This window comes from Bradyrhizobium sp. CCGUVB1N3 (assembly GCF_024199925.1).
Taxonomy (GTDB): Bacteria; Pseudomonadota; Alphaproteobacteria; order Rhizobiales; family Xanthobacteraceae; genus Bradyrhizobium.
In genome coordinates this window covers 3,537,446-3,558,013 of the sequence record NZ_JANADR010000001.1, presented here as the reverse complement: position 1 = coordinate 3,558,013, position 20,568 = coordinate 3,537,446, and the positions used below count along the sequence as shown (strand labels likewise).

22 protein-coding genes are annotated in these 20,568 nt (G+C 63.3%); 11 read left to right on the top strand and 11 right to left on the bottom strand.

The genetic code is table 11. The annotated features are described in order from the left end of the window. Window positions 1-29: 29 nt before the first annotated feature. Entirely contained in the window at window positions 30-509 is a 480-nt protein-coding gene (locus tag NLM33_RS16870; protein WP_254097132.1) for a DUF721 domain-containing protein, read from the bottom strand. Between the two features lie 126 nt (window positions 510-635). On the opposite strand from NLM33_RS16870, the gene mutY reads away from it, so the two are divergent. The 3 genes from mutY to NLM33_RS16855 all read left to right on the top strand — a co-directional run bounded on the left by mutY (window position 636) and on the right by NLM33_RS16855 (window position 3,072). Next, window positions 636-1,760, top strand: a complete 1,125-nt coding sequence (gene mutY, locus NLM33_RS16865) for an A/G-specific adenine glycosylase (RefSeq protein ID WP_254097130.1) — start codon at window positions 636-638, stop codon at window positions 1,758-1,760. 82 nt (window positions 1,761-1,842) lie between these two features. Continuing rightward, window positions 1,843-2,262 (top strand): PaaI family thioesterase, encoded by a 420-nt coding sequence (locus tag NLM33_RS16860; protein ID WP_254097128.1) that lies wholly within the window; start codon window positions 1,843-1,845, stop codon window positions 2,260-2,262. Window positions 2,263-2,646: 384 nt separating this feature from the next. After that, window positions 2,647-3,072 (top strand): cupin domain-containing protein, encoded by a 426-nt coding sequence (locus NLM33_RS16855; protein ID WP_254097126.1) that lies wholly within the window; start codon window positions 2,647-2,649, stop codon window positions 3,070-3,072. An 81-nt stretch (window positions 3,073-3,153) separates the two neighbouring features. On the opposite strand, the gene NLM33_RS16850 is transcribed toward NLM33_RS16855, so the two are convergent. Then, on the bottom strand, window positions 3,154-4,440 hold the full coding sequence (locus NLM33_RS16850) for a flavin-dependent oxidoreductase (RefSeq protein WP_254097124.1): 1,287 nt from the start codon (window positions 4,438-4,440) through the stop codon (window positions 3,154-3,156). Window positions 4,441-4,566: 126 nt separating this feature from the next. On the opposite strand from NLM33_RS16850, the gene NLM33_RS16845 reads away from it, so the two are divergent. Next, the gene (locus NLM33_RS16845; protein WP_254097122.1) at window positions 4,567-5,187 is read left to right on the top strand and encodes a glutathione S-transferase family protein; all 621 of its coding nucleotides are present in this window, start codon (window positions 4,567-4,569) and stop codon (window positions 5,185-5,187) included. A gap of 97 nt (window positions 5,188-5,284) precedes the next feature. Here NLM33_RS16845 and NLM33_RS16840 read toward each other — a convergent pair whose 3' ends face one another. Continuing rightward, entirely contained in the window at window positions 5,285-6,202 is a 918-nt protein-coding gene (locus NLM33_RS16840; protein ID WP_254097121.1) for a LysR family transcriptional regulator, read from the bottom strand. Window positions 6,203-6,293: 91 nt separating this feature from the next. Between NLM33_RS16840 and NLM33_RS16835 the strand changes: the two genes are divergently transcribed. Together NLM33_RS16835 and NLM33_RS16830 are read left to right on the top strand one after the other, a co-directional pair. Continuing rightward, a complete protein-coding gene (locus NLM33_RS16835) occupies window positions 6,294-6,737 on the top strand; it encodes a nuclear transport factor 2 family protein (RefSeq protein WP_254097120.1) in 444 nt (147 codons plus the stop codon). 324 nt (window positions 6,738-7,061) lie between these two features. Beyond that, on the top strand, window positions 7,062-9,071 hold the full coding sequence (locus NLM33_RS16830; RefSeq protein ID WP_254097119.1) for a methyl-accepting chemotaxis protein: 2,010 nt from the start codon (window positions 7,062-7,064) through the stop codon (window positions 9,069-9,071). Between the two features lie 70 nt (window positions 9,072-9,141). Here NLM33_RS16830 and NLM33_RS16825 read toward each other — a convergent pair whose 3' ends face one another. From NLM33_RS16825 to NLM33_RS16815, 3 genes are all read right to left on the bottom strand, one after another. Next, on the bottom strand, window positions 9,142-9,822 hold the full coding sequence (locus tag NLM33_RS16825; protein ID WP_254097118.1) for a glutathione S-transferase family protein: 681 nt from the start codon (window positions 9,820-9,822) through the stop codon (window positions 9,142-9,144). Between the two features lie 133 nt (window positions 9,823-9,955). Beyond that, window positions 9,956-10,282 (bottom strand): hypothetical protein, encoded by a 327-nt coding sequence (locus tag NLM33_RS16820; RefSeq protein WP_254097117.1) that lies wholly within the window; start codon window positions 10,280-10,282, stop codon window positions 9,956-9,958. A 178-nt stretch (window positions 10,283-10,460) separates the two neighbouring features. After that, complete coding sequence (locus NLM33_RS16815; RefSeq protein ID WP_254097116.1) at window positions 10,461-11,588, bottom strand: site-specific DNA-methyltransferase; 1,128 nt, start codon at window positions 11,586-11,588, stop codon at window positions 10,461-10,463. A gap of 68 nt (window positions 11,589-11,656) precedes the next feature. Here NLM33_RS16815 and NLM33_RS16810 point away from each other — a divergent pair, with 68 nt between their 5' ends. The 3 genes from NLM33_RS16810 to moaB all read left to right on the top strand — a co-directional run bounded on the left by NLM33_RS16810 (window position 11,657) and on the right by moaB (window position 13,670). Beyond that, a complete protein-coding gene (locus tag NLM33_RS16810; protein ID WP_254097115.1) occupies window positions 11,657-11,872 on the top strand; it encodes a hypothetical protein in 216 nt (71 codons plus the stop codon). 122 nt (window positions 11,873-11,994) lie between these two features. Beyond that, on the top strand, window positions 11,995-12,945 hold the full coding sequence (locus NLM33_RS16805; protein WP_254097114.1) for a neutral zinc metallopeptidase: 951 nt from the start codon (window positions 11,995-11,997) through the stop codon (window positions 12,943-12,945). A 161-nt stretch (window positions 12,946-13,106) separates the two neighbouring features. After that, a complete protein-coding gene (moaB, locus tag NLM33_RS16800; protein WP_254097113.1) occupies window positions 13,107-13,670 on the top strand; it encodes a molybdenum cofactor biosynthesis protein B in 564 nt (187 codons plus the stop codon). Between the two features lie 136 nt (window positions 13,671-13,806). Here moaB and NLM33_RS16795 read toward each other — a convergent pair whose 3' ends face one another. Together NLM33_RS16795 and NLM33_RS16790 are read right to left on the bottom strand one after the other, a co-directional pair. Next, window positions 13,807-14,775: a helix-turn-helix domain-containing GNAT family N-acetyltransferase gene (locus NLM33_RS16795; protein WP_254105817.1), complete on the bottom strand. Its 969-nt coding sequence runs from the start codon at window positions 14,773-14,775 to the stop codon at window positions 13,807-13,809. 74 nt (window positions 14,776-14,849) lie between these two features. Continuing rightward, window positions 14,850-15,425 (bottom strand): glycosyl transferase, encoded by a 576-nt coding sequence (locus NLM33_RS16790; RefSeq protein WP_254097112.1) that lies wholly within the window; start codon window positions 15,423-15,425, stop codon window positions 14,850-14,852. 360 nt (window positions 15,426-15,785) lie between these two features. Here NLM33_RS16790 and NLM33_RS16785 point away from each other — a divergent pair, with 360 nt between their 5' ends. Beyond that, window positions 15,786-16,625 (top strand): RMD1 family protein, encoded by an 840-nt coding sequence (locus NLM33_RS16785; protein WP_254097111.1) that lies wholly within the window; start codon window positions 15,786-15,788, stop codon window positions 16,623-16,625. Between the two features lie 158 nt (window positions 16,626-16,783). Here the strand turns inward: NLM33_RS16785 and NLM33_RS16780 are convergent, their stop codons facing one another. The 3 genes from NLM33_RS16780 to NLM33_RS16770 all read right to left on the bottom strand — a co-directional run bounded on the left by NLM33_RS16780 (window position 16,784) and on the right by NLM33_RS16770 (window position 19,465). Next, the gene (locus NLM33_RS16780; protein WP_254097110.1) at window positions 16,784-17,644 is read right to left on the bottom strand and encodes an outer membrane protein; all 861 of its coding nucleotides are present in this window, start codon (window positions 17,642-17,644) and stop codon (window positions 16,784-16,786) included. A gap of 84 nt (window positions 17,645-17,728) precedes the next feature. After that, the gene (locus NLM33_RS16775) at window positions 17,729-18,928 is read right to left on the bottom strand and encodes a hypothetical protein (RefSeq protein WP_254097109.1); all 1,200 of its coding nucleotides are present in this window, start codon (window positions 18,926-18,928) and stop codon (window positions 17,729-17,731) included. Window positions 18,929-19,180: 252 nt separating this feature from the next. Further along, window positions 19,181-19,465: a hypothetical protein gene (locus tag NLM33_RS16770; RefSeq protein ID WP_254097108.1), complete on the bottom strand. Its 285-nt coding sequence runs from the start codon at window positions 19,463-19,465 to the stop codon at window positions 19,181-19,183. A gap of 238 nt (window positions 19,466-19,703) precedes the next feature. Between NLM33_RS16770 and NLM33_RS16765 the strand changes: the two genes are divergently transcribed. After that, window positions 19,704-20,555 carry an adenylate/guanylate cyclase domain-containing protein gene (locus NLM33_RS16765; protein WP_254097107.1) on the top strand — a complete coding sequence of 284 codons (852 nt, stop codon included), beginning with the start codon at window positions 19,704-19,706 and terminating at the stop codon, window positions 20,553-20,555. Window positions 20,556-20,568 lie beyond the last annotated feature (13 nt).

The window sequence follows — 20,568 nt, the reverse complement described above, 5'->3', positions numbered from 1 at the left end:
ACGGCTCCAGATTAGCGGCGGAATGCGGCTCAATTTCGCTTGATTGCGGCACCCAGCCGAGCCAGCGCGTCCCGCAATTGTTCATCTTCGATACTGCCGAGGGTCTCGGCCACCTTCGCCACCGCCCCGGCGTCGGGCGGGCGGGGCCGCGCCGGGCGGCCGCGGCTCGACAGGGGGGCTTGGCGGAAGGCAAGCTTGCCGACTGCATTCCAGCCGAAGAAGCGGTTGACCCGTTCCAGGATGACGTCGGCGGAGTGCTGGATCTCCAGCGCCATCGGCCCCTCGACCCGCAGCACCAGCGTCGCCGGCTCCTGCGGCTGGCCCTCGACCGGCCGTGGCCATTGCATCTTCAACGGCTCCGAATGCGCGGCGATCTCGGAGCCGGCGATCTCGCCCCAGCGTGTCACCAATTCGCGCGCCGCAAAGCCCTGCTTGGCGTAGGCCTCGGCAAAGACGTCGTTGAGCAGGATCGACAGCGGCTTTGCGCTGATGGGGCCGGGTTTGGACATGGAAGCTTTCTGTCATTCCGGGGCGATGTGCAGCGTCGAACTATGGTGCGCAATTGCGCACCTGAGAATCTCGAGATTCCGGGTCTGGTGCTTACGCACCATCGCGGAATGACGCTATATGGATGCATGAGTCTATCAGGCGCAGCTCTCGAGCGAAACAAGACACAGGCAGCCACCTGCCCCTCCGCTCGCCCCAAATTGCTCCTCGAATGGTACGACCGCCATCGCCGCCGGTTGCCGTGGCGCGCGGCAGCGGGCGAGACGGCCGATCCGTACCGCGTATGGCTGTCGGAGATCATGCTCCAGCAGACCACGGTCAAGGCGGTCGGGCCCTATTTCGAAAAATTCGTCGCGCGCTGGCCCGACGTTGTGGCGCTCGGCCGCGCCTCGCAGGACGACGTGCTGCGGATGTGGGCTGGGCTCGGCTACTATTCGCGGGCGCGCAATCTGCATGCCTGCGCGGTTGCGGTCGCGCGCGAGCATGGCGGCATGTTTCCCGATAGCGAAGAGGGCCTGCGCGCGTTGCCGGGGATCGGGCCTTACACGGCGGCGGCGATCGCCGCGATCGCGTTCGACCGTCGCACCATGCCGGTCGACGGCAATATCGAGCGGGTGGTGTCGCGCCTGTACGCCGTCGAGGAGGAATTGCCGCAGGCAAAACCGCTGATCCAGCAATTGGCGGCAACGCTGCTCGCCGATTCTCGCGCCGGCGACGAGAGGTCTCGCGCCGGCGACAGCGCGCAGGCGTTGATGGATCTGGGCTCCTCGATCTGCACGCCGAAGAAGCCGGCGTGTTCACTCTGTCCGTTGAACGAGGATTGCGTCGCGCGGGCGCAAGGCACGCAGGAGACGTTTCCGCGCAAGGCGCCGAAGAAGAGCGGCACGTTGCGCCGCGGCGCGGCCTTCGTCGTCGTCCGTGGCGATGAGCTGCTGGTCCGCTCGCGGCCCGAAAAGGGTCTGCTCGGTGGCATGACCGAGGTGCCGGGCTCGGACTGGCTCGCCAGCCAGGACGACAAGGCTGCGCGCGGGCAGGCGCCTGGGATCAAGGGCCTCACGCGCTGGCAGCGCAAGCTGGGCGTGGTCACCCACGTGTTCACGCATTTCCCGCTGGAGCTCGTGGTCTACACCGCCGAGGTCGACGGCCGCACCCGCGCGCCAAGGGGCATGCGGTGGGTGCCGATCGCAACCCTTGCCGATGAGGCGCTGCCCAACGTCATGCGCAAGGTGATCGCGCACGGGCTTGGTCTCTAAAGCGCGCTCTCGCTCCGCGCGCACTCCTGACAGCATGCTGGCAGCAGCGCTGCGCTATCGGGAAGCGAAACGGAGGCTCCCGATGGTCAAGACCGCGCTCGACGATTTCAACATGCCGCCCTGTGCCAAGCTCCTGGGCTGGCGCCTTTTGGATGCCCGGCCCGAGGAGGGCTGGATCAAGCTTGGCTTCGAGGGCAAGCCGGAGTTCTGCAATCCCGCCGGCTTCATCCAGGGCGGCCTGCTCTCGGCGATGCTCGACGATACGATGGGTCCGGCAGTGCTCGTGATGAGCGAAGGCAGGCTCTATACGACGACCGTCAGCATGACCGTGAACTTCCTCGCGCCGGCCAAACCCGGGCCGATCGTCGCTGAGGCCAAAGTCACCCAGCTCGGCAGGACGATCGCGTTTGTCGAAGGGAAGCTGATGGCCGAAGACGGCACGCTGCTTGCGACCGCCACCGCCAGCGAGCGCCTGCTCGATGCGGCGAGGGTGGTTCGCTGATACAGGCGCGATGAACCTTCTTCACGTTCCCCAAAAAGGGGGACAATGCTTCCGCATCAGCATGGAGTTCTACCCACGCGTGCAATGAGAAGATGTGCTCGCGGATTCCTTGCGCGCGCAATGAGTGCACCGATCATTGCCGGTTTCAACAGCGCGAGCATTTGGATTCCGCGCTTATTGTCGCAGCGGATAAGAGGCGGGTGGATGGGCGCAGCCTGCGGGCAAATCGCGACGTTCGACGCATTGTCGAGCTGACGTGCGGCAAAGTGGCCACTTCATATTCTCTGCGGAAGCTTTGATTGTAGGTGGCCCCGATTAGAAATTAACAAACTTGAACGGGATAAATTTTCGAGCCGCGCTTTACTTGAGGCCTTGAGGTGAGCCATGACGCTTGCGCTTATTGAGACCGGCCACTGCGACGTCGATCTCAAGCCGTCCCCGATTGAGCCATCCTGGATCATTGAAGGAAACCCGGAAGCGCGCTCGCACCTGCTGTCGACCAGCGCGTGCGGCACTGCCATGACCCTGATCTGGTCCTGCACCGAGGGCAAGTTCAACTGGTACTACGATCTGGACGAGACGATCATGATCCTTGAAGGATCAATGGTGCTCGAGAGCGATGGCATGACGCCGAAACGCTACGGTGTCGGCGACGTTGTCTTTTTCCGCGAGGGTGCACACGCCAAATGGCACGTCGAAAAGTTTGTAAAAAAGGTCGCCTTCTTGCGCCAGACCAATCCGGCTGGGCTCGGTTACGCCATCCGCGTCATCAATAAGCTCAAGCGATTGGGCGGTCGTCGCTCCGGGTAACTCGCGCCCGTCAACGGCATTGCGGACCGTGCGGCAACGACCCAAAGCGCCATCACATCATGCACGATCGGTTGGGCCTGGCTAGGTGCTCGCGCGCCTCGCATCGGCATGCCGCGGCACGAGCGGCGGCTTGGCATTGAGGGCCTCGACCTGGAAGCCGGCGACGCGCTTGTAGTTCGCGGCGATGTCTTCAAGCTCCTTCTGCGACAGCACGTCGGTGACGACGTCGTAGCCATCAGGCGCGCGCTCCTCGACGAGCTGCATCACCTGCTCCGGGCCGTTCTTGCGGTTGAGCAGCACAAGATCGGTCGTCGCCGGCCGGCGCTCGGCCTCATAGGCTGAGAGCGCCGCGCTCGTCAGCCCGTGCGCCAGGATCTCGCGCGTGATGACGCGGGCATCGAGGATCGCTTGCGAGGCGCCGTTCGAGCCGATCGGATACATCGGGTGTGCCGCATCGCCCAACAGCGTGACGCGGCCAAAAGTCCATTGCGAGACCGGATCGCGGTCGACCAGCGGATATTCGTAGGCGTGCGGGCAGTTCCGGATCAGGCCTGGCACGTCGAGCCAGTCGAATTGCCAGCCCTCGAACCACGGCAAGAACTCCTCCAGCCGCGCGGTGCGGTTATAGTCCTCGCGCCGCCACTGATAGGTCGGCGGCATGTGTCGCTCGGCAACCCAGTTGATCTGGTGGTTGCCGGATGCGTCCGGCGCCTTGGTGATGGGATAGCAGACGAATTTCAGGATCTCGTGCCCGGCCATGATCATGGTGCGCCCGGTGAGGAAGGCTCTTGCCGGCGTCACGCCGCGCCAGAGGATGCGGCCGTTCCAGATCGGTGGCCCTTCCTGCGGGTAGAGCTTTTCGCGCACGGCGGAATGGATGCCGTCGGCCGCGATCAGGAGCGCGCCTTCGTAAGCTCCGGAGGGCTTGCCGGTCGCCTTGTCGATGAACTCGGCGCGGACGCCGTCTGCGGTCTCATGCCAGCCGGTCAGATGATGGCTGGTCAGAATGTTCTCGCGGCCGAGCCGTTCGATCGCGGTGTCGAGCAGGAGTTGCTGGAGGATGCCGCGATGGATCGAGAACTGCGGCCATTTGTAACCGGCCTCCAGCCCGCGCGGTTCGCTCCAGATCGGCTTGCCATGCTTGGAGAAATAAGCGAGCTCGCAGGTGCGCACGCCGTTCGCATCGAGCTTGTCTATCAAGCCGAGCTCGATCAATTCGCGCACCGCATGCGGCAACACGTTGATGCCGCCGCCGAGCGGCTTCAACTCGGCGACGCTCTCGAACACTTTTGCGGGAATGCCGATTCCGTGCAGGCTGAGCGCAAGCGTCAGCCCGCCTATGCCGCCGCCGGCGATGAGGACCGTCATGTCAAAACCCCTCCGATTGGCCGCCTCTTCGCACGGGGAGGCGGCCGTGGGCAACTGCGAAGAGGGCGGCCTATGGACGCCGCGCCGGCCGGCCGGTAACGTTCGGCTTTCGATACGAGGTCTCCTATGCTCAAGCTCTACTACGCCCCCGGCACCTGCGCGGTCGCCTCCCACATCGCCCTGGAAGAGGCGGGCGCCGACTACACGGCCGAACGGCTCGACTTCAAAAGCAACCAGCAGAACAGCCCGGACTACCTTGCGATCAACCCGAAGGGACGCGTGCCGGCGCTGGTCACCGATCGCGGTGTGCTGACCGAGACGCCGGCGATGCTCGCCTATATCGCGCAAGTGTTTCCGAGTGCGAAGCTTGCGCCGCTCGACGATGCCTTCGCGCTCGCGCAGGCGCAGTCGTTCAATTCCTATCTGTGCTCGACGGTGCACGTGGCGCACGCCCACAAGATGCGCGGCGTGCGCTGGGCGACGGAGGAGACGTCGTTCGCGGACATGAAGCGGATGATCCCGAAGACCATGGGCGCCTGCTTCTCGCTGATCGACCAGAAGATGCTCAGGGGGCCCTGGGTGATGGGCGAGCAGTATACGATCTGCGATCCCTATCTCTACACGCTGTCGCTCTGGCTTGAAGGCGACGGCGTCGACATCAGGGCGACGCCGAAGGTCGCCGATCATTTCAAGCGGATGTCCGAGCGGCCCGCCGTGCGCAAGGTGATGGACGCGCACAAGGCGTAAAACTTCGGGTTGTAGGGTGGGCAAAGGCGCGTAGCGCCGTGCCCACCATCTCGCCAGGCTACAACAGAAGTGGTGGGCACGCTTCGCTTTGCCCACCCTACGAAGCTTTCCGCTTCTCCAATCCCCGTCCCGTCTCCAGCATCAGCCGTCGCAGCCAGATCGAGCCGGGATCCATCTGCGCGCGGGTCGGGTAGAACATGAACTGCTCGTCGATGCCGGGATCGAGTGGCGGCGTGACGGTGGCGAGCGTGAGCTGTTTCGACAGCGCGAGGATCAGCCGGCGCGGCACGAAGGCGACGAGATCGGTGCGGGCGGCGACATGCAGCGCCTCGAGATAGCCTGATACGACCAGCGCGATGTGCCGCTCGATGCCCTTGCTGCGCAGCCAGGTGTCGATCAGATCCTCGGCCTGGCCGCGGATGATGACGGCGACATGGCGCGCGGCGAGAAACGTCTCGCGCTGCTTCAGCTTCGCCCCGACGGGATGGCCGCGCCGCACGGCCAGCGCGTCGCTGTCGGTGTAGAGCAGTTGGCGGTGAAATCCCTTGAAGGCGTTGCCGATCGAGATCACGAGATCGATGGTGCGGGCAAACTCCGCATGGAAGATCGCAGGTCCCCGCCACGGCACCACGTCGATGCGGACGTTGGGCGCAAGGCGCGTCACCTTCTCCATCAAGGGTGGCATCAAGAGCTCGACCGCGAGGTCCGGCATCATCAGACGGAACTGCCGCTCGCTGTGTGCCGCGTCGAATTCCTCGGGCACGAACAGCCCGCGCACCTGGTCGAGCGCCTGAGCGAGCGGTGCGCGCAGCGCCTGCGCGCGCGGCGTCAGCTCCATGCGCCCGCCAGTGCGCACCAGGAGCGGATCGCCGAAGAGGTCGCGCAGGCGCTGGAGCGCGTGGCTGGTCGCCGGCTGCGACAGCCCGATCCTCAAAGCCGCGCGAGTGACATTAGCCTCGCGCAAGAGCGCGTCGAGCGCGCTCAGCAAATTGAGGTCAAGCGAATTCAAATTCATGAGGTGAATAGATATCATATTCACTATCGATTGGAAGAATTTGCGTGAGACGGCGATGATCCCGGCGAGCTCGAGCAAAGGAGAAGCCGCCATGAGCGCCGCCGCCAACAAGAAACTGGTGCAGGACATCTTCGCCGCCGCCGCCAATCCCGACCCCGAGGTGCGTGACCGCGCGCTGTTCATCGCGAGCCTTGCGGAGGACGCCAAATGGGTCGTCACCGGGCAATATTCCTGGTCGCGCACCTTTACCGGCAAGGACGCGATCCTCAACGATTTGCACGGCCATGTCCGCTCGCGCCTTCGCGACCGCACGCGCACGGTGGCCCACCGCTTCATCGCCGACGGCGACATCGTCGTGGTCGAGGCCAAGGGCGACAACGTCACCAAGGAAGGCGCTCGTTACGACAACGATTATTGCCTGGTGTTTCGCATCGAGGACGGCAGGATCAGGGAGATCAGGGAATATTGCGACTCGGTTTTGACCGAGAAGGCGCTGGGGCCGTTTCCGCAACCAGCCATCCGGGCCGCCGGCTGATTGGGGTCGCATTGTCTCACGGTTGCGGACGAGCGCCCGGGATGCGCTTGTCCGCATGAGTTTGCGTCCGATCCGCTTGCCGTTCGACCCTTTCGGCCGATTCTGAGCAAAGTGGCAGCGCCAGCCTGCCCATTGCGTTCTCCTGCCTGAGTTCCATCGGCGTCCACGCGAAGCGCCAGAAGGACACAATTAACAAGTGTCCCGCATTGTGTCGCGGCGCAGCACGAATCGCCGACGGGGCGATCGACGGCTGCAGGGGAGGCGCCTGGCGATCTCGGGGTCGTCCGGCTGCCTGCGTCTCTTGCTTGTGGGTGGACAGTGGAAATGCCGAGCTTTCGTTTGAGGATCAGGGGGCGTCTTTATACCGGCTTCGCAGCTCTGGTGGCGGCTGGCCTGATCATGGGCGCAGTGGCGGTCTGGAATCTGTGGGCCGTTCAGGACCAGGTCGCAAAGGCATCAGCTCTCTCGGACAGCACGGCGCGGGTCCTGGAAATATCGAGCCATCTCCAGGCGATCCAGCGGGCCAACCTGCGCTACATCCATGACTGGAACGAGCCGTCTCTCAGGGAGGCTGGAGACCGGGAGGCCGCGGCGACCCAGCTGCTTCAGGTGGGAGCAAAACAGACACTCTCCGATGAGCGGCGAAAGCTCTACAACGATCTCGTCGGCGATATCGCGAAGATGCGGACTCTGCGCGACGATCTGGGCGATGCCGTCAACGAGACGAGGACGGGCAGGGCGACCCTGTTGCCGGGTGGTGACGATCTTGCCGCCAAGACCGCCAAGCTGGTCATCGCTGCGCGCAGCTCCCACGACGCCGACCTCGCGGCCGCGGTCGCGGATATCGAATCCAAGATTGCTCTTGTCCGAATTGCGAACTGGCGCTTCCTGGCCTTGCGCGACAGCAAGGGGGCTTCGGCCTTCAGGACGAGCGTCGAGAATACACAACAAAAACTCGACGCGCTCGAGAGTGCCACGCTGCCGGCGGAGGTCCGATCCGCGATCGCGCCGGTGAAGACATCGCTGACGATCAACAAGAACGCCTTCGAGACGACATCCGCTGCGATGCTCAAGACGGACGACATCTACAACAACAACCTCGCGCCCCTGATCGTCCGAAGCATCGACAAGCTCAAGGTCGCGGAAAACGGATTGAAGACGGAATATCAGGCTTCGCGGGCCGCGACCGAGAGCGTCATTGCGAGCACGACGTTGATCCAGGAGACCGCAGGCGCCATTGCAATCCTGTTCGGCTGCATCGTCGCCTTCCTGATCGCCCGCAGCATCGTCGGGCCGCTGGCCTCGATGACGCGCGCGATGGGATCGCTCGCCGGCGGCGACCTCAGGGTCGAGGTTCCCGGGCGCGGTAATCGCGACGAGATCGGCGACATGGCCAAGGCGATCCAGGTGTTCAAGGACAACATGGCCGAGACCGAGAGCCTGCGCGCCGAGCAGAAGGAGCTCGAGGCGCGTCAGGCCGAGCAGCGCAAGGCCGACATGGTCAGGCTCGCCGACCAGTTCGAGCAGGCTGTGGGTGAGATCGTGGAGACGGTGTCGTCCGCGTCGGGCGAGCTCGAAGCTTCGGCCGGCACGCTGACCACTACCGCCTCGCGCGCCCAGGATTTGTCGACGGAGGTCGCCGCCGCTTCGGAGGAAGCCTCCGCAAACGTGCAGGCGGTTGCGTCCGCGACCGAGGAACTCTCCTCGTCGGTGGGCGAGATCGCACGCCAGGTGCAGGAATCGGCACGCATCGCCAATGAAGCCGTGGCGCAGGCAGGCAGGACGAACGAGCGGGTCGGCGAGCTCTCGAAGGCGGCCGCCCGCATCGGCGACGTCGTCGAGCTGATCAGCACGATCGCCGGCCAGACCAACCTTCTGGCGCTGAACGCCACCATCGAGGCTGCGCGCGCCGGCGAGGCCGGCCGAGGCTTTGCCGTCGTCGCCACCGAGGTCAAGGCATTGGCCGAGCAGACGGCCAAGGCGACCGGCGAGATCGCCCAGCAGGTCTCCGGCATCCAGGCGGCGACCGAGGAGTCGGTCGGCTCGATCCGGGAGATCGGCGGCACCATCGGGCGGCTGTCGGAGATTTCAGCCGCGGTCGCGGCCGCCGTGGAAGAACAGGGCGCAGCGACGCAGGAGATCTCGCGCAACGTTCAGCATGCGGCGCGCGGAACGCAGCGCGTGTCGACCAATATCGGCGACGTGCAGCGCGGCGCCTCCGAGACCGGCTCGGCGTCCTCGCAGGTGCTGGCGTCTGCCAAGTCGCTGTCGGCGGACAGCAGCCGGCTCAAGCTCGAGGTCGCAAAGTTCCTGAACTCGGTGCACGCCGCCTGACCGCGGCGTGGCCTTGAGGGAGATTCCGGGTCACGCGAAAAACGCGTGTCCCGGAATGATCGCGTGATGATCAGGCCACCTTCGTCTTCATGTGCTTGAACATGTTGTCGCGGGCCTCGTCGTCCATCACGGCCTTGAACGCAAACTTGTCCTTCAGCGCGATCGCGCGGGCTGCCGCAGGCCGCGCCGAGATCTCATCGACCAGACGCTTGACGTTCGGATATTTGCTAGGGGCGTCCTCGCCGAGCACGAAGGCGGCCATGCGCGCCCAGCCCCACAGCGCCATGTCGACGATCGAGTAGCTGTCCCCGACCATGTAGCGGTGCTTGGCCAGATGGTCGTCGAGGATCTGGTAGTGGCGGTGGCCTTCATACTGATAGCGGTTATGCGCGTAGTCCTGGTCCTTGGGCGAGAAGTGCCTGAAGTGCACCGCCTGTCCCGAATAGGGGCCGAGGCCGGTGGCGATGAACATCAGCCATGACAGCGTCTGCGCGCGCACGGCGGGCGCGGGCAGGAACTTGCCGGTCTTCTCGGCGAGATAGAGCAGGATGGCGTTCGAGTCGAACACGATGGCGCCGTCGTCGTCGATCGCCGGCACCTTGGCGTTGGGATTGATCTTGAGGAATTCGGGCGTGAACTGCTCGCCCTTGCGGGTGTCGACCGCGACTGGCTCGAACGGCAGGGCTGACTCTTCCAGATAAAGCGCGACCTTGGTCGGGTTCGGCGAGCCGTTGAAGTAGAATTTGAGCATCGAGAGTCTCCCCAGTCCTGTGTGAGCCGAGATCGGACGCGCGCATCATTGCCGCTGGCGGCCCTCTCTTGCCCGAACCCTTGCGGGAAGCACAAGTGACGAGTTCGTGGATGGAGCCTGCACGCCGTGCAGGTCAGCCGGCGTAGAGGAAGCCGAGGATGGCGACGATGATCACGCCGAGCCCCGCAGCTTCCACGCGGTGCGCAAGACGCGTCGCGGCATGTACGTCGGAGGCCCGCGCGGCGCGCTCGGAGCCTTTGGGATAACCGTGGACGATGACGTCGTGATTGAAGGTGTCGTGCGCCTCGTTGCCGCTGGCGAGCCCGACGCAGATGAGCAGCACGCCGAACAAGGCAAGTCCGGCAAAGCCGAGCAGTCCGATCATCAACATCGGAAACATGCCGACCAGGAAGATCGGCAGCAGCGGCAGGAACAGCAATGTCTCGGACTGTCGTCGCATGGCTCGACCGGTCAAGACGGGAACTGATACCTGAATGTAGTCCCGGGGGCCGAGTGGTTCAAGTATTCCAGTCATTCCGGGGCTCGCGAAGCGAGAACCCGGAATCTGGAGATTGTGGCGCGAGATTCCGGGTTCGCGCTGACGCGCGCCCCGGAATGACGATCGGGAAAAAGGGGCGCTACTCCGCCATGCCGGAGCGGATTTCGGCGCGCAGCTCGTCGATCAGCTTGAGGCCCTGCTTGGTCTCGACGTGCCAGTAGGTCCAGCCATTGCAGGCGGCGGAGCCCTGCGCGACGGCGCCGATGCGGTGGATCGAGCCGACCTTGTCGCCCAGCATGATGGCGCCGTCGGCGCGAACGAGAGCCCCGAGCTTCTTTTTGGCGTCGAACAGCTTCGTGCCGGGCATGATCATGCCGCGCTCGATCAGCTCGGAGAACGCCACGCGCGGCGCCTCGCGCGCAGTCATGAACGGGGCGAGGCTCTCTTCCGGCAGCGGCTCGACGGCCGCGATCCGCTCCTCGGCCGCCTTGGCGTAAGTCCGTTCGCGCTCGAAGCCGATGTAGCTGCGGCCGAGCCTCTTTGCGACGGCGCCGGTGGTGCCGGTGCCGTTGAAGGGATCGATCACGAGATCGCCCGGCTTGGACGACGACAGCAGCACGCGCGCCAGCAGGCCTTCCGGCTTCTGCGTCGGGTGAACCTTCTTGCCGTCGGCGCCTTTGAGGCGCTCCTCGCCGGTGCACAGCGGGATCAGCCAGTCGGAGCGTGCCTGCACGTCCTCATTGGCGGCCTTCAGCACTTCGTAATTGAAGGTGTAGCCCTTGGCCTTCTCGTCGCGCGCGGCCCAGATCATGGTCTCATGCGCGTTGGTGAAGCGGCGGCCGCGGAAATTCGGCATCGGGTTGGACTTGCGCCACACGATGTCGTTCAGGAGCCAGAAGCCGAGGTCCTGCATGATCGCGCCGACGCGGAAGATGTTGTGATAGGAGCCGATCACCCAGATCGTCGCCGACGGCTTCATCACGCGGCGGCAGGCGAGCAGCCAGGCGCGCGTGAAGTCGTCATAGGCGGAAAACGAATCGAACTTGTCCCAGGCGTCGTTGACGGCGTCGACATGGGATTCGTCGGGGCGTTTGAGATCGCCCTTGAGCTGAAGATTGTAGGGCGGATCTGCGAACACCAGATCAACCGAACCGGATGCCAGCTTCGACATCTCGGCGACGCAATCGCCGACGATGATGCGATGCGATGGGGACTCAAAATTTGTGCGGGGCGCCCTTGCAGACGCCCCGCGACGCGACACAACCATGACTCAAGAACTCTGACTCAGGCGACGCTGTCGGCGACGCGGGACCAAACAACCGACTGGCCGTTACATTGACCGCGCAAAGTAAAAAACGACTTAACCCGCATCTTCTCGAGATTGCGTCGACATCGCGCATCGCGCGCGGGAAGATGCGCGGATCACTCGTGTTTTGCAGCATATTTCGTGTTCGCGCCGCTGCGATCGCCGCGCTTGCGCCAAACTTTCTCTCGGAAATAATTGCTGCTCTCCCGGAAAAAATTGCAGCGGTCGGCAAGGTGCCGCACTAGGCAATTTTTGCCGAGCAGGATATTGATTAACAGAACGGAAATTTTACGTTTGTGATGCGGGTGGGGTCTTGCGCTGTTGCGCACCCCCGCAGATGCAATCAGGGACTCAAAGGGAAGCCGCCATGCGTTACGATGATTTCCGCCGCAGCGACGACATCGAGGATCGTCGCGACGAGGGTGGTGGTGGGTTCGGCGGTGGCGGCGGCGGTGGGTTCGGTCTGCCGATGGGCGGCGGCGGCCTCGGCATCGGAACCATCATCGTGCTCGGCCTGCTCGGCTATGCCTTCGGCATCGATCCGCGCATCCTGATCGGCGGCGCCGAGATCCTCACCGGCGGCGGCCAGGCACCGAGCTACCAGACCGATCGCCAGGCCTCGGGCGGGCAGGCCAAGCGCGGCGCGCCGACCGACGAGATGGGCAGCATGATCTCCGGCATCCTGGGCGAGATCGACGATCGCTGGAGCGAGATCTTCCAGGCCAGCGGCCAGTCCTACACCGGTCCCAGGATCGTGCTGTTCCGCAACGCCACCAATGGCGGGCGCTGCGGCATGGCGCAGTCGGCGATGGGACCGTTCTACTGCCCGCCGGACAAGACCATCTTCCTCGACACCGGCTTCTTTCGCGAGGTCGAGACACGCTTCCGCGGCTGTTCCGGCAAGTCCGCCTGTAACTTCACGACCGCCTACATCATCGCCCATGAGGCCGGCCATCACATCCAGAATCTGCTCGGCATCATTCCACGCGTGACGCGGCTGCAGCAGCAGGCCGGCTCCAAGGCCGAGGCCAACGCGCTCCAGGTGAAGGTGGAATTGCAGGCCGACTGCCTGTCCGGCGTCTGGGTCAACCGCGAGGCGAAGAAGCGTCCGAACTTCCTCGAACCGGGCGACATCGACGCGGCGCTGACCACGGCGAGCGCGATCGGCGACGACACGTTGCAACGCCAGGCCACGGGGCGCGTGGTGCCTGATTCCTTCACCCACGGTTCGGCCGAGCAGCGCAAGCGCTGGTTCATGACCGGCTATCAGCAAGGCACGGTGCAGGCCTGCAACACCTTCGGGAACGGGTCGTTGTAGTCACGAATCTCGTGCCCCGGACGCTGCGCAGCATGAAATGCTGCGCTGCTGAGCCGGGGCCCACAATGCCGGCCCCTCAGAGGTCTCTCGGACATGGGTCCCGGCTCTGCGGCGCATCGCTGGCGCGCTGCACCGCGTCCGGGACACGAGAGGAAAGCGCAATGTCCTCCATCGATGAGACAAAACAATTCATCCCGCTCAACATCGCGGTGCTGACGGTGTCCGACACGCGCGCGCTCCCCGACGACAAATCCGGTCAGACGCTGGCGGACAGGATCCTTGCTGCCGGCCATCATCTGGCCGCGCGCGAGATCGTCACCGATGATGTCGAGGCGATCCGCGCCGTCATCCGCCGCTGGATTGCGGATGCCGGCGTCGACGTCGTCGTCACCACCGGCGGCACCGGCTTCACCGGACGCGACGTCACGCCGGAGGCGATCGAGCCCTTGTTCGAGAAGCGGATGGACGGCTTCTCGATCGCGTTTCACATGATGAGCCACGCCAAGATCGGTACGTCGACGATCCAGAGCCGTGCCACCGCTGGCGTTGCCGGCGCGACCTACATCTTCTGCCTTCCGGGTTCGCCCGGCGCCTGCCGCGACGGCTGGGACGGCATCCTCGCCGCCCAACTCGACTATCGCACGCGCCCCTGCAACTTCGTCGAGATCATGCCGCGGCTCGACGAGCATTTGCGCAGACCGAAAGCGCAAGGCGCGACGGTCTAACTCGTCCGCCGCAGCGAACACCACACCGCGCGCCACAGGTCGCGGCATGCTTCCGCGCGCAGCCGGCGGGCGCGGCGTTTGTAGAGATCGACGAGCTCTGCCGTGACGCGGCGCGAAAGCTCGTGCCGCGCGCGCATCAGAGGTCGCGCTCCCAGGTCTCGCCGATCAGGTTCTGGCCGAAGCTGCGATGCGGCTCGCTCGCCACCAGCTTGAAGCCGGCGTCCTGATAGATCTTGCGCGCGCCGACCAGAATGCTTTGCGTCCACAACGTCATCCGCCGATAGCCGCAGGCGCGCGCGAAGGAGACGCATTCGGCGACCAGCCGCTGGCCGAGGCCGCGGCCGCGCGCGGTGGGATCGAGCAGCAGGAGGCGCAGCTTGGCGACGTCGTCGCTGGCCTTCACCAGGAACACAGAGCCGACCGGGCGCCCCTCGATGTCGGCGATCCAGCAGCGCTCGCGCGAGGCGTCGTAAGAGGTCATGTATTTTGCGACGATCTCCGCGACGAGCGCCTCGAAGCCTGCATCAAAACCATATTCGCTCGCATAGAGCGCGCCGTGGCTCTGCACCACCCAGCCCATGTCACCGGGGCGCGGATCGCGCAGGGATGCGGGCGGCGGCTCCGCGCGCGCCATGCCGAGCAGCTTCTCGACCGCGTCCATCGCGCCGGTCAGCCGCCTGCGATCGGCTTCGTTGAGCGGCCGCAGCATCGCGGCGACGTCTTCCTGTGAGGAGCGTTCGAGCTTTGCAAAGGCCTGCCGGCCCTTCGCCGTCAGGCTGAGCTGATATTGCCGCCGATCGGTTGCGAGCGGCTTGCGCGCGATCAGGCCGGCCTCGTCGAAATTCTGCACGATGCGGCTGAGATAGCCGGGGTCGAGCCCGAGCTCGATGCCGATCTCCTTGGCCGAAAGCGCCTCGCAATGGGCGAGCTCATAAAGCACGCGCGCTTCGCTGAGCGAGAAGGGCGTCTTCAGCAATTGCTGATCGAGCACGCCGAGCTTGCGGGTGTAGAAGCGGTTGAAGGCACGAACCGCCTCCACCTGATCGTCGGGGACCCGTCGGGCCGAAACGCCCGAGGGCGCGCTTGATGACAGACTGGATGACATATCAGACGACATGGGGCACCTCCGATACTTGCCATTGTCAATCAATTATTTGACTTTGGCAAGTATCTTCTGGATCACGCCATGCTGACGATCTTGCTCCGCAACAGCGTCCGGGACGAGCGGCCGAGCCGCCGTAGCAGCCGCGCCTCGGAGCGGCGGGCCTGGGGCGGGTAGCCGCCGATCCGGTCGTAATGATCGCGCGCGATCAGGAGCCCCTGATCGCCAAAGGGCCCCACGATCTTGCGCGCCACGAGGCGGATGATGTCGCGCAGGCCGGTATCGGCGTAGGGCGAGCGCGCGTAGCGGAACACGGCCGCGCGGTCGCGTCCGCTGGCCGAGACAATCTGGATGAACTGCGTGGTCTCTTCGATCCAGCCGGTCTCGAGCACGGCGCCGGCATGCAGGAACATCAGCCAGGGCGAACGCGCCTGCAGCGCACCGGCGGCAAGCGCCGCGCCCTGCGAGGAGCCTTCGTAGCCGATGAAGCGGCAGCCCGCGACGTCGGCGACGCGCTCGATCACGCCGTTACGCGTGCCGTCGACGAGCAGAACTTCCTTGATCAGGCCGGCAGCAGCACCCGGGACCAGCGCGGCCAGAGTTGCGACCGTGGGCTGCTCGACGCCTTCCGTCGGTATGATGACGCTCAACATGATTGAGGCTTCGATTGTCTCAAGCTGCGGGAAAAGCGCAATTGTTATAGCGTATAACCGTGCCGTGGTGCCGGACGCAACGATTTGCCGGCGCGTTGGTGCTCGCGGTGTCGCGGGATGGTAAACCGTGCAGCCGGCCGCAGCCAAGCCCGTCGCACGCAGGCCGTATTATTGCGTAATATTTCGGCAGCCGCGCGCGGGCCCTGACCGCATGCAACCTGATTTCACTGCGGAGATTGTCGGGGCAGTACGACTGACTACATCCCTGCAAGAGTGGCCGCCCTTGCCGCGTGCGGCCTTCGAGTCTGGACGAGCAAACATGCAAACGGGTGATCTGATCTGTCCAAGCAGGATGTTCGCGTGAACGTCGATCAACTCGCTGTTGGCTCGACCGCAACATCACCCCGGCAGGACGCCGCGCCGGCCTTGCGGATCCGCGCCGTGATGCTGGGCGACCGCATCAATGCGGCGGGCCTCGAGATCGGAGCGCTGGTGTCGTCGACGCCGGTCGCGTTCCGCGTCCATGCCGGACTCGCCGTGATCTTCCGCTACGGCGTCGTGGTGCTGATCGGGCTGCTGCCGTCGGAGGAGAAGGTGTTGATCGACACCTTGAAGCCACGCGTGCTCGGCGAGTTCAGCCCGTATGAAGAGGAAACCGCGCAGGCGCAGCTCTGCAACGATGAAAACGCCGAAGTGATCCAGCCGGGTGGACCGATCTGCCTCAGCAAATTTTCCGAGGACCGTCTGCTTCTCATCGCGGATGCGCTTGCGAAGAGCACGGCGCTCGCCCGCGACGAGCGCCGCGTTGCTGCCGTCTTCGACGTTATCGAGCCGTTTGCGCGCGAACTTGCTCAGCGCGGCCGCACGCCGCGCCGCCGCAAGGGAATCCTGCAACTGATCGGCAACGCGCTGCTGGTGCAGCAGCGCGTCGCAGGCCGTGTCGCCGTCGCGGAGAAGCCCGACGTGCTCTGGGAGAAACCCGGGCTCGACCGCCTCTATTCGCGGCTCGAGGACGAGTATGAATTGAAGGAGCGTCTCGATACGCTCGAGCGCAAGCTTGCCGCGATTTCCGGGACCGCAAACGCGCTGACCGATATCATCGACACGCAGCGTTCACTGCGCCTCGAAGTGGCTGTGGTGGTGCTGATCGTGATCGAGGTCGTGATCGGCTGCATCCAGATATTCGCCGGCACTCACTGAGCCGCGGCCGCCGAGGGATCACGCCAAGCTGAGGAGCTGTTCACCTCTCCCGGCCCGGGAGAGATGGTCGTCAGGCCGTCGATCTCACTTGATCGCTCTAGCTTCCGGATGCGCCGGTGATGGGCGTGGCTTTAAGAAAGGATCGAAGTTTGGAGAACTCAGTACTTTGCAACGACGGGCCCACCGAACTTGTACGCTATTCCGACCATTCCGATGTGCGTATTGAGTTTCAAGCTCGTGGCTAACGTTACATTTGAAACACCAGGGGATACCAGCGACAGCGAATTGTTCCACGTTCCGAAGTCCGAGTAACGATACTCGGCGCGAAGCATCCAGTTTGCGAAGATTCTCGCGTCGACGCCGACTCCGACCGTCCAGCCAGTTCGGGTGGAGCTGTTCGTCGCCGTCGTAAAAATGGGGATTGCAGTTGGTCCGCAAACAGGATCAGTCTGGCTGGTTTGGCAGGTTGCCGAATTGGAGAAGTTTTGGAACGCAATACCGCCGGTCCCATAGAGCAGAACATTGGGCGTTACCAGATATCCGAGCCGACCCCGCACATCCGCATCCCATCTAGCTCTTACACTCGATACATCGGCTCCGGGTCCCGGGACACCCAAGATGCACGTGATCGTGCAGCCGGGCACCCCGACCGTCGTGACGGTGCCGTTGAAATACCCGGCATCGAGGACAATGCCTGCAACCCACTGAGGCGCGAATTGATAGTCGTATCCGGCAAAGCCGCCAAAGCGACCACTTGAGGTGCTAAAGCGCCTAGGCGAACTAGCGTCTACCGTTGGGGGAGGAATTACAAAGCCCGGTGCGACAACGCCAACCGAGTTGGTCGTCCAATCGGCGTTGGCCTGCTCGCCGCCAAGCGAGACTCCGACATAAAAGCCCGTCCAACTCAAAACGGCTGCTTCGGGCGCTTGATATCGAGGGGATTTCACAGCCAGGTCGGCCGCGGATGCACCCATCGCGCTGACCGCGAGAGCGGACACCGCCAAAGCAAGTTTCTTCATGAAAAGCCCCGAGAACTCGCCAAAACGGACCAAAGTTTAAACGGGTTCATCGTGGGCGGATGTAACGTTCAAGCCACAGTCGAACTATTTCGGTCGCCGTCGCGTCGCCTGGGCGACACCCTGAAACATCGGCCAAGAGCCGACTAAGCCACCGGCAGAGCCACCAAAGGCGCTTCTGACCCTGAGCCGACGTGTGCGGCGTTCGATACTATCAAATGCTCGCTTTGCAAGTTCCCTTATCCTGTAGAAAACCAGCCATGCCTGGTCATACGACCAACCCCTTCTTTGGAAGAGAAATCTGGATTCCTCTTTTGTGAGGTGGAGTATCTTCTCGTTGACAAAAATTCTGTGCGGAGTTTGGGTGACGTCGCTCCTTTCAACGGGAAAAATTTCGGCATCATAAACCAGGCCATGCATCTCTGCGAAGATCATGGCTTCGATGACCAATATATCCATGCAGAATTTCTTGTATTTATCATCGTGGCCAAATTTCCTGCTTTCCGGATGATATTTTCTGGTCGCCAACCATGCGTAGATGGTTTTCGAATCAAACAGGAAAACTGCCGCAGCTTCTAGGCCGTCTTTATCCTTTGCTGCGAGCGTGAGGGCCTTCTGACGGTGGATACCATTCTCGATGAGTGTTTCCGCAATGCCTAGCGGGGAATAGCTCTGCACGCCTTTACCAATAAGATTGCTTTCGTAGAACTTACAAAAATCAGACGCTGAGATGGTTTCTATCTTTGCTCGTTCTATTGTTGCTCGGTATCGGGTCCTTCCGTCCTTTGAGATGGTTTTCAGTACATTGTCTTTGGCGTTCGCATACGCGTCAGCACGCTCATAACGTTGTTTGCTGGGTGATCGGATGTACCTGGGCATTTTGATACATTCAAACCCGGCTTTGATGAGCGCGTCGCGAATGATGCCGGAACCGTCATCCAGGATGAATTGGCAATAAGCCGTCGATCCAGGAAGCTGTTTTATGATATCGGCGACCGCATCTCGCTTCTCTCCATCACTCATCTGTTTATCGAGAAAGACGAATGAGCTGAGGCGCCTCCAGCGATCTAGACTCGTCACTTTTGAAAAAAGGCCCATGACCTTCGTTTGGCCGTACGGAAAAACACATACTAGCTTGCCGGCCTTATTGAATGCTTTGGCTGCGCGGTATTCCTTCCTGTACACGGCGTGTAAGAACCAAGGCTGAGAAAAGGCCGGCATCTCCTCAGGTTGGGCGCTCGCGGAAACTTCGAACACGCGACGTGTAATATTCTCGGATTGAAGCATCTTCTCTGGCAATTGAGGATTTAAGAAAGGCGATCTCCCAGGTCTCTAGTCGACATTGGCCAGATCCCAGCTCCGACGGCCGGCAATGAGGGGGGCGCTTGCGAGCGCATTTTTGCCGGCTGCGGCCCATCGAGGACTTGACCGATTCACACTAGTGCCGAGCGCGCTGGAAGATGAGTGCGCAAGGGGATTACCCAAATGGAGGCCCGCTCTATCTTGATCGGGTTGGGGGTTCAGCAGCCGAGCCAAATCTCAGGTACCCGCGTCACAAGCGTCCGCGCATGTGCGGTGACCCATGGCAGCGACCCGACGTGCGCCACCGATCAGCCCCGCAATTCCCGCAGGCGTGATTCCGATCGCGCGACTTTCGATCGCAAGGTCCGTCGCCGACCGTTCGGGCGCCTCGGCGTGCTGCCGCGCAGCTTGCAGCGCACTCAGGCGCACCTTGACGCGATCGTTGGCAGCGAGCCCTTCCGCCACCAGTGACGGCAACAGGATGTCGCCTTGTCCGAGCTCTGCGATGATCTGGGATTTCATGGACGACCTGCCCAACGACGAGACGATTTCGTCATGCCACGCGGCTGCGCAGTCTTGCGCCGGATCATTCATGTAGATGTCACATTCCGCGGGCGGCTTTGACCGCGGCAAGTCAACAGCGCCATTCGGGACTGGAGGCGACATCGCGGGCTTGGCCCGATAGGAAATGGCTTGGGAACCGCTGTCGCGCCAGACGATGCCTGGTGCATTTGGCGGTCAGTGAGATACCATATGGTCGATGACCGACGACAAGGTGAAACGGCGGCTGACGACTGTCCTGTGCGCGGACGTGCACGGCTATTCTCGCCTGATGGGAGCAGACGAAGCGGGAACGCTGGAGATGCTGCGCCGCTGCCGCACTGCCATTGCAGGATTGGTGGAGCGCCACGACGGGCGGATTGTGAATACTTGGGGCGATGCCGTGATCGCCGAGTTCGCCAGCGTGGTCGAGGCCGTGCAATGCGCGGTCGAGATTCAGCAGGAAGTTTCCAGTCAGAATTCGGCTCCACCTCGCGCGCCCCAGATGCGGTTTCGCATCGGCGTCAATCTAGGTGATGTGATGGTGGATGGTTCCGATATTTTTGGCGACGGGGTCAACATCGCGGCGCGGCTGCAAGAACTCGCCGAGCCCGGTGACGTCATGGTCTCGGCTTCCGTCTACGATCAGGTGCACAACAAACTATCTGTTGGGTTTGACTGTCTCGGCCAGCAACAGATGAAGAACGTGGCCCCCGTAACCACCTATCGGGTGACCGTGGGCGGCGGGGCCGTTGGGCGAGATAGTGGAAGCCCTGCTCCTCAGGTCGGAGCAGCTGCAGGCTCGGAAGCTGGCGCTCAAACGATTCGCGGCCGATACGAGCCGTCCAACTGGATGAGCTCCATCGCGGATCGGTGGGCGATCCTGCCTCGTCCCATTGCAGCAATCCTCACAGTTTCGGGCTTTCTGATTCTGATCAACGTTTTCACCGGTCTGCACAGAATCTGGTTTCATTGGCCAGTCGCAGCACTGCTCTTCATTGCCGTCCTGCGGACGCTCCGGCATGGACCTGCGTCGGACAGGAATGAGGAGCGCCGAAGGACTCGGGACTGAGCGGCTTGGCCCT

Bases quoted from the DNA above. Each gene is read 5' to 3' on its own strand.
- NLM33_RS16770 (WP_254097108.1), bottom strand. From the start codon at position 19,465: ATGAAATCCCAGATCATCGCAGAGCTCGGACAAGGCGACATCCTGTTG.
- NLM33_RS16825 (WP_254097118.1), bottom strand. From the start codon at position 9,822: ATGCTCAAATTCTACTTCAACGGCTCGCCGAACCCGACCAAGGTCGCG.
- NLM33_RS16870 (WP_254097132.1), bottom strand. From the start codon at position 509: ATGTCCAAACCCGGCCCCATCAGCGCAAAGCCGCTGTCGATCCTGCTC.
- NLM33_RS16805 (WP_254097114.1), top strand. From the start codon at position 11,995: ATGCGTTACGATGATTTCCGCCGCAGCGACGACATCGAGGATCGTCGC.
- NLM33_RS16775 (WP_254097109.1), bottom strand. From the start codon at position 18,928: ATGCTTCAATCCGAGAATATTACACGTCGCGTGTTCGAAGTTTCCGCG.
- NLM33_RS16845 (WP_254097122.1), top strand. From the start codon at position 4,567: ATGCTCAAGCTCTACTACGCCCCCGGCACCTGCGCGGTCGCCTCCCAC.
- NLM33_RS16840 (WP_254097121.1), bottom strand. From the start codon at position 6,202: ATGAATTTGAATTCGCTTGACCTCAATTTGCTGAGCGCGCTCGACGCG.
- NLM33_RS16850 (WP_254097124.1), bottom strand. From the start codon at position 4,440: ATGACGGTCCTCATCGCCGGCGGCGGCATAGGCGGGCTGACGCTTGCG.
- NLM33_RS16820 (WP_254097117.1), bottom strand. From the start codon at position 10,282: ATGCGACGACAGTCCGAGACATTGCTGTTCCTGCCGCTGCTGCCGATC.
- NLM33_RS16765 (WP_254097107.1), top strand. From the start codon at position 19,704: ATGACCGACGACAAGGTGAAACGGCGGCTGACGACTGTCCTGTGCGCG.
- NLM33_RS16830 (WP_254097119.1), top strand. From the start codon at position 7,062: ATGCCGAGCTTTCGTTTGAGGATCAGGGGGCGTCTTTATACCGGCTTC.
- NLM33_RS16860 (WP_254097128.1), top strand. From the start codon at position 1,843: ATGGTCAAGACCGCGCTCGACGATTTCAACATGCCGCCCTGTGCCAAG.
- NLM33_RS16795 (WP_254105817.1), bottom strand. From the start codon at position 14,775: ATGTCATCCAGTCTGTCATCAAGCGCGCCCTCGGGCGTTTCGGCCCGA.
- NLM33_RS16815 (WP_254097116.1), bottom strand. From the start codon at position 11,588: ATGGTTGTGTCGCGTCGCGGGGCGTCTGCAAGGGCGCCCCGCACAAAT.
- NLM33_RS16780 (WP_254097110.1), bottom strand. From the start codon at position 17,644: ATGAAGAAACTTGCTTTGGCGGTGTCCGCTCTCGCGGTCAGCGCGATG.
- mutY (WP_254097130.1), top strand. From the start codon at position 636: ATGAGTCTATCAGGCGCAGCTCTCGAGCGAAACAAGACACAGGCAGCC.
- NLM33_RS16790 (WP_254097112.1), bottom strand. From the start codon at position 15,425: ATGTTGAGCGTCATCATACCGACGGAAGGCGTCGAGCAGCCCACGGTC.
- moaB (WP_254097113.1), top strand. From the start codon at position 13,107: ATGTCCTCCATCGATGAGACAAAACAATTCATCCCGCTCAACATCGCG.
- NLM33_RS16835 (WP_254097120.1), top strand. From the start codon at position 6,294: ATGAGCGCCGCCGCCAACAAGAAACTGGTGCAGGACATCTTCGCCGCC.
- NLM33_RS16855 (WP_254097126.1), top strand. From the start codon at position 2,647: ATGACGCTTGCGCTTATTGAGACCGGCCACTGCGACGTCGATCTCAAG.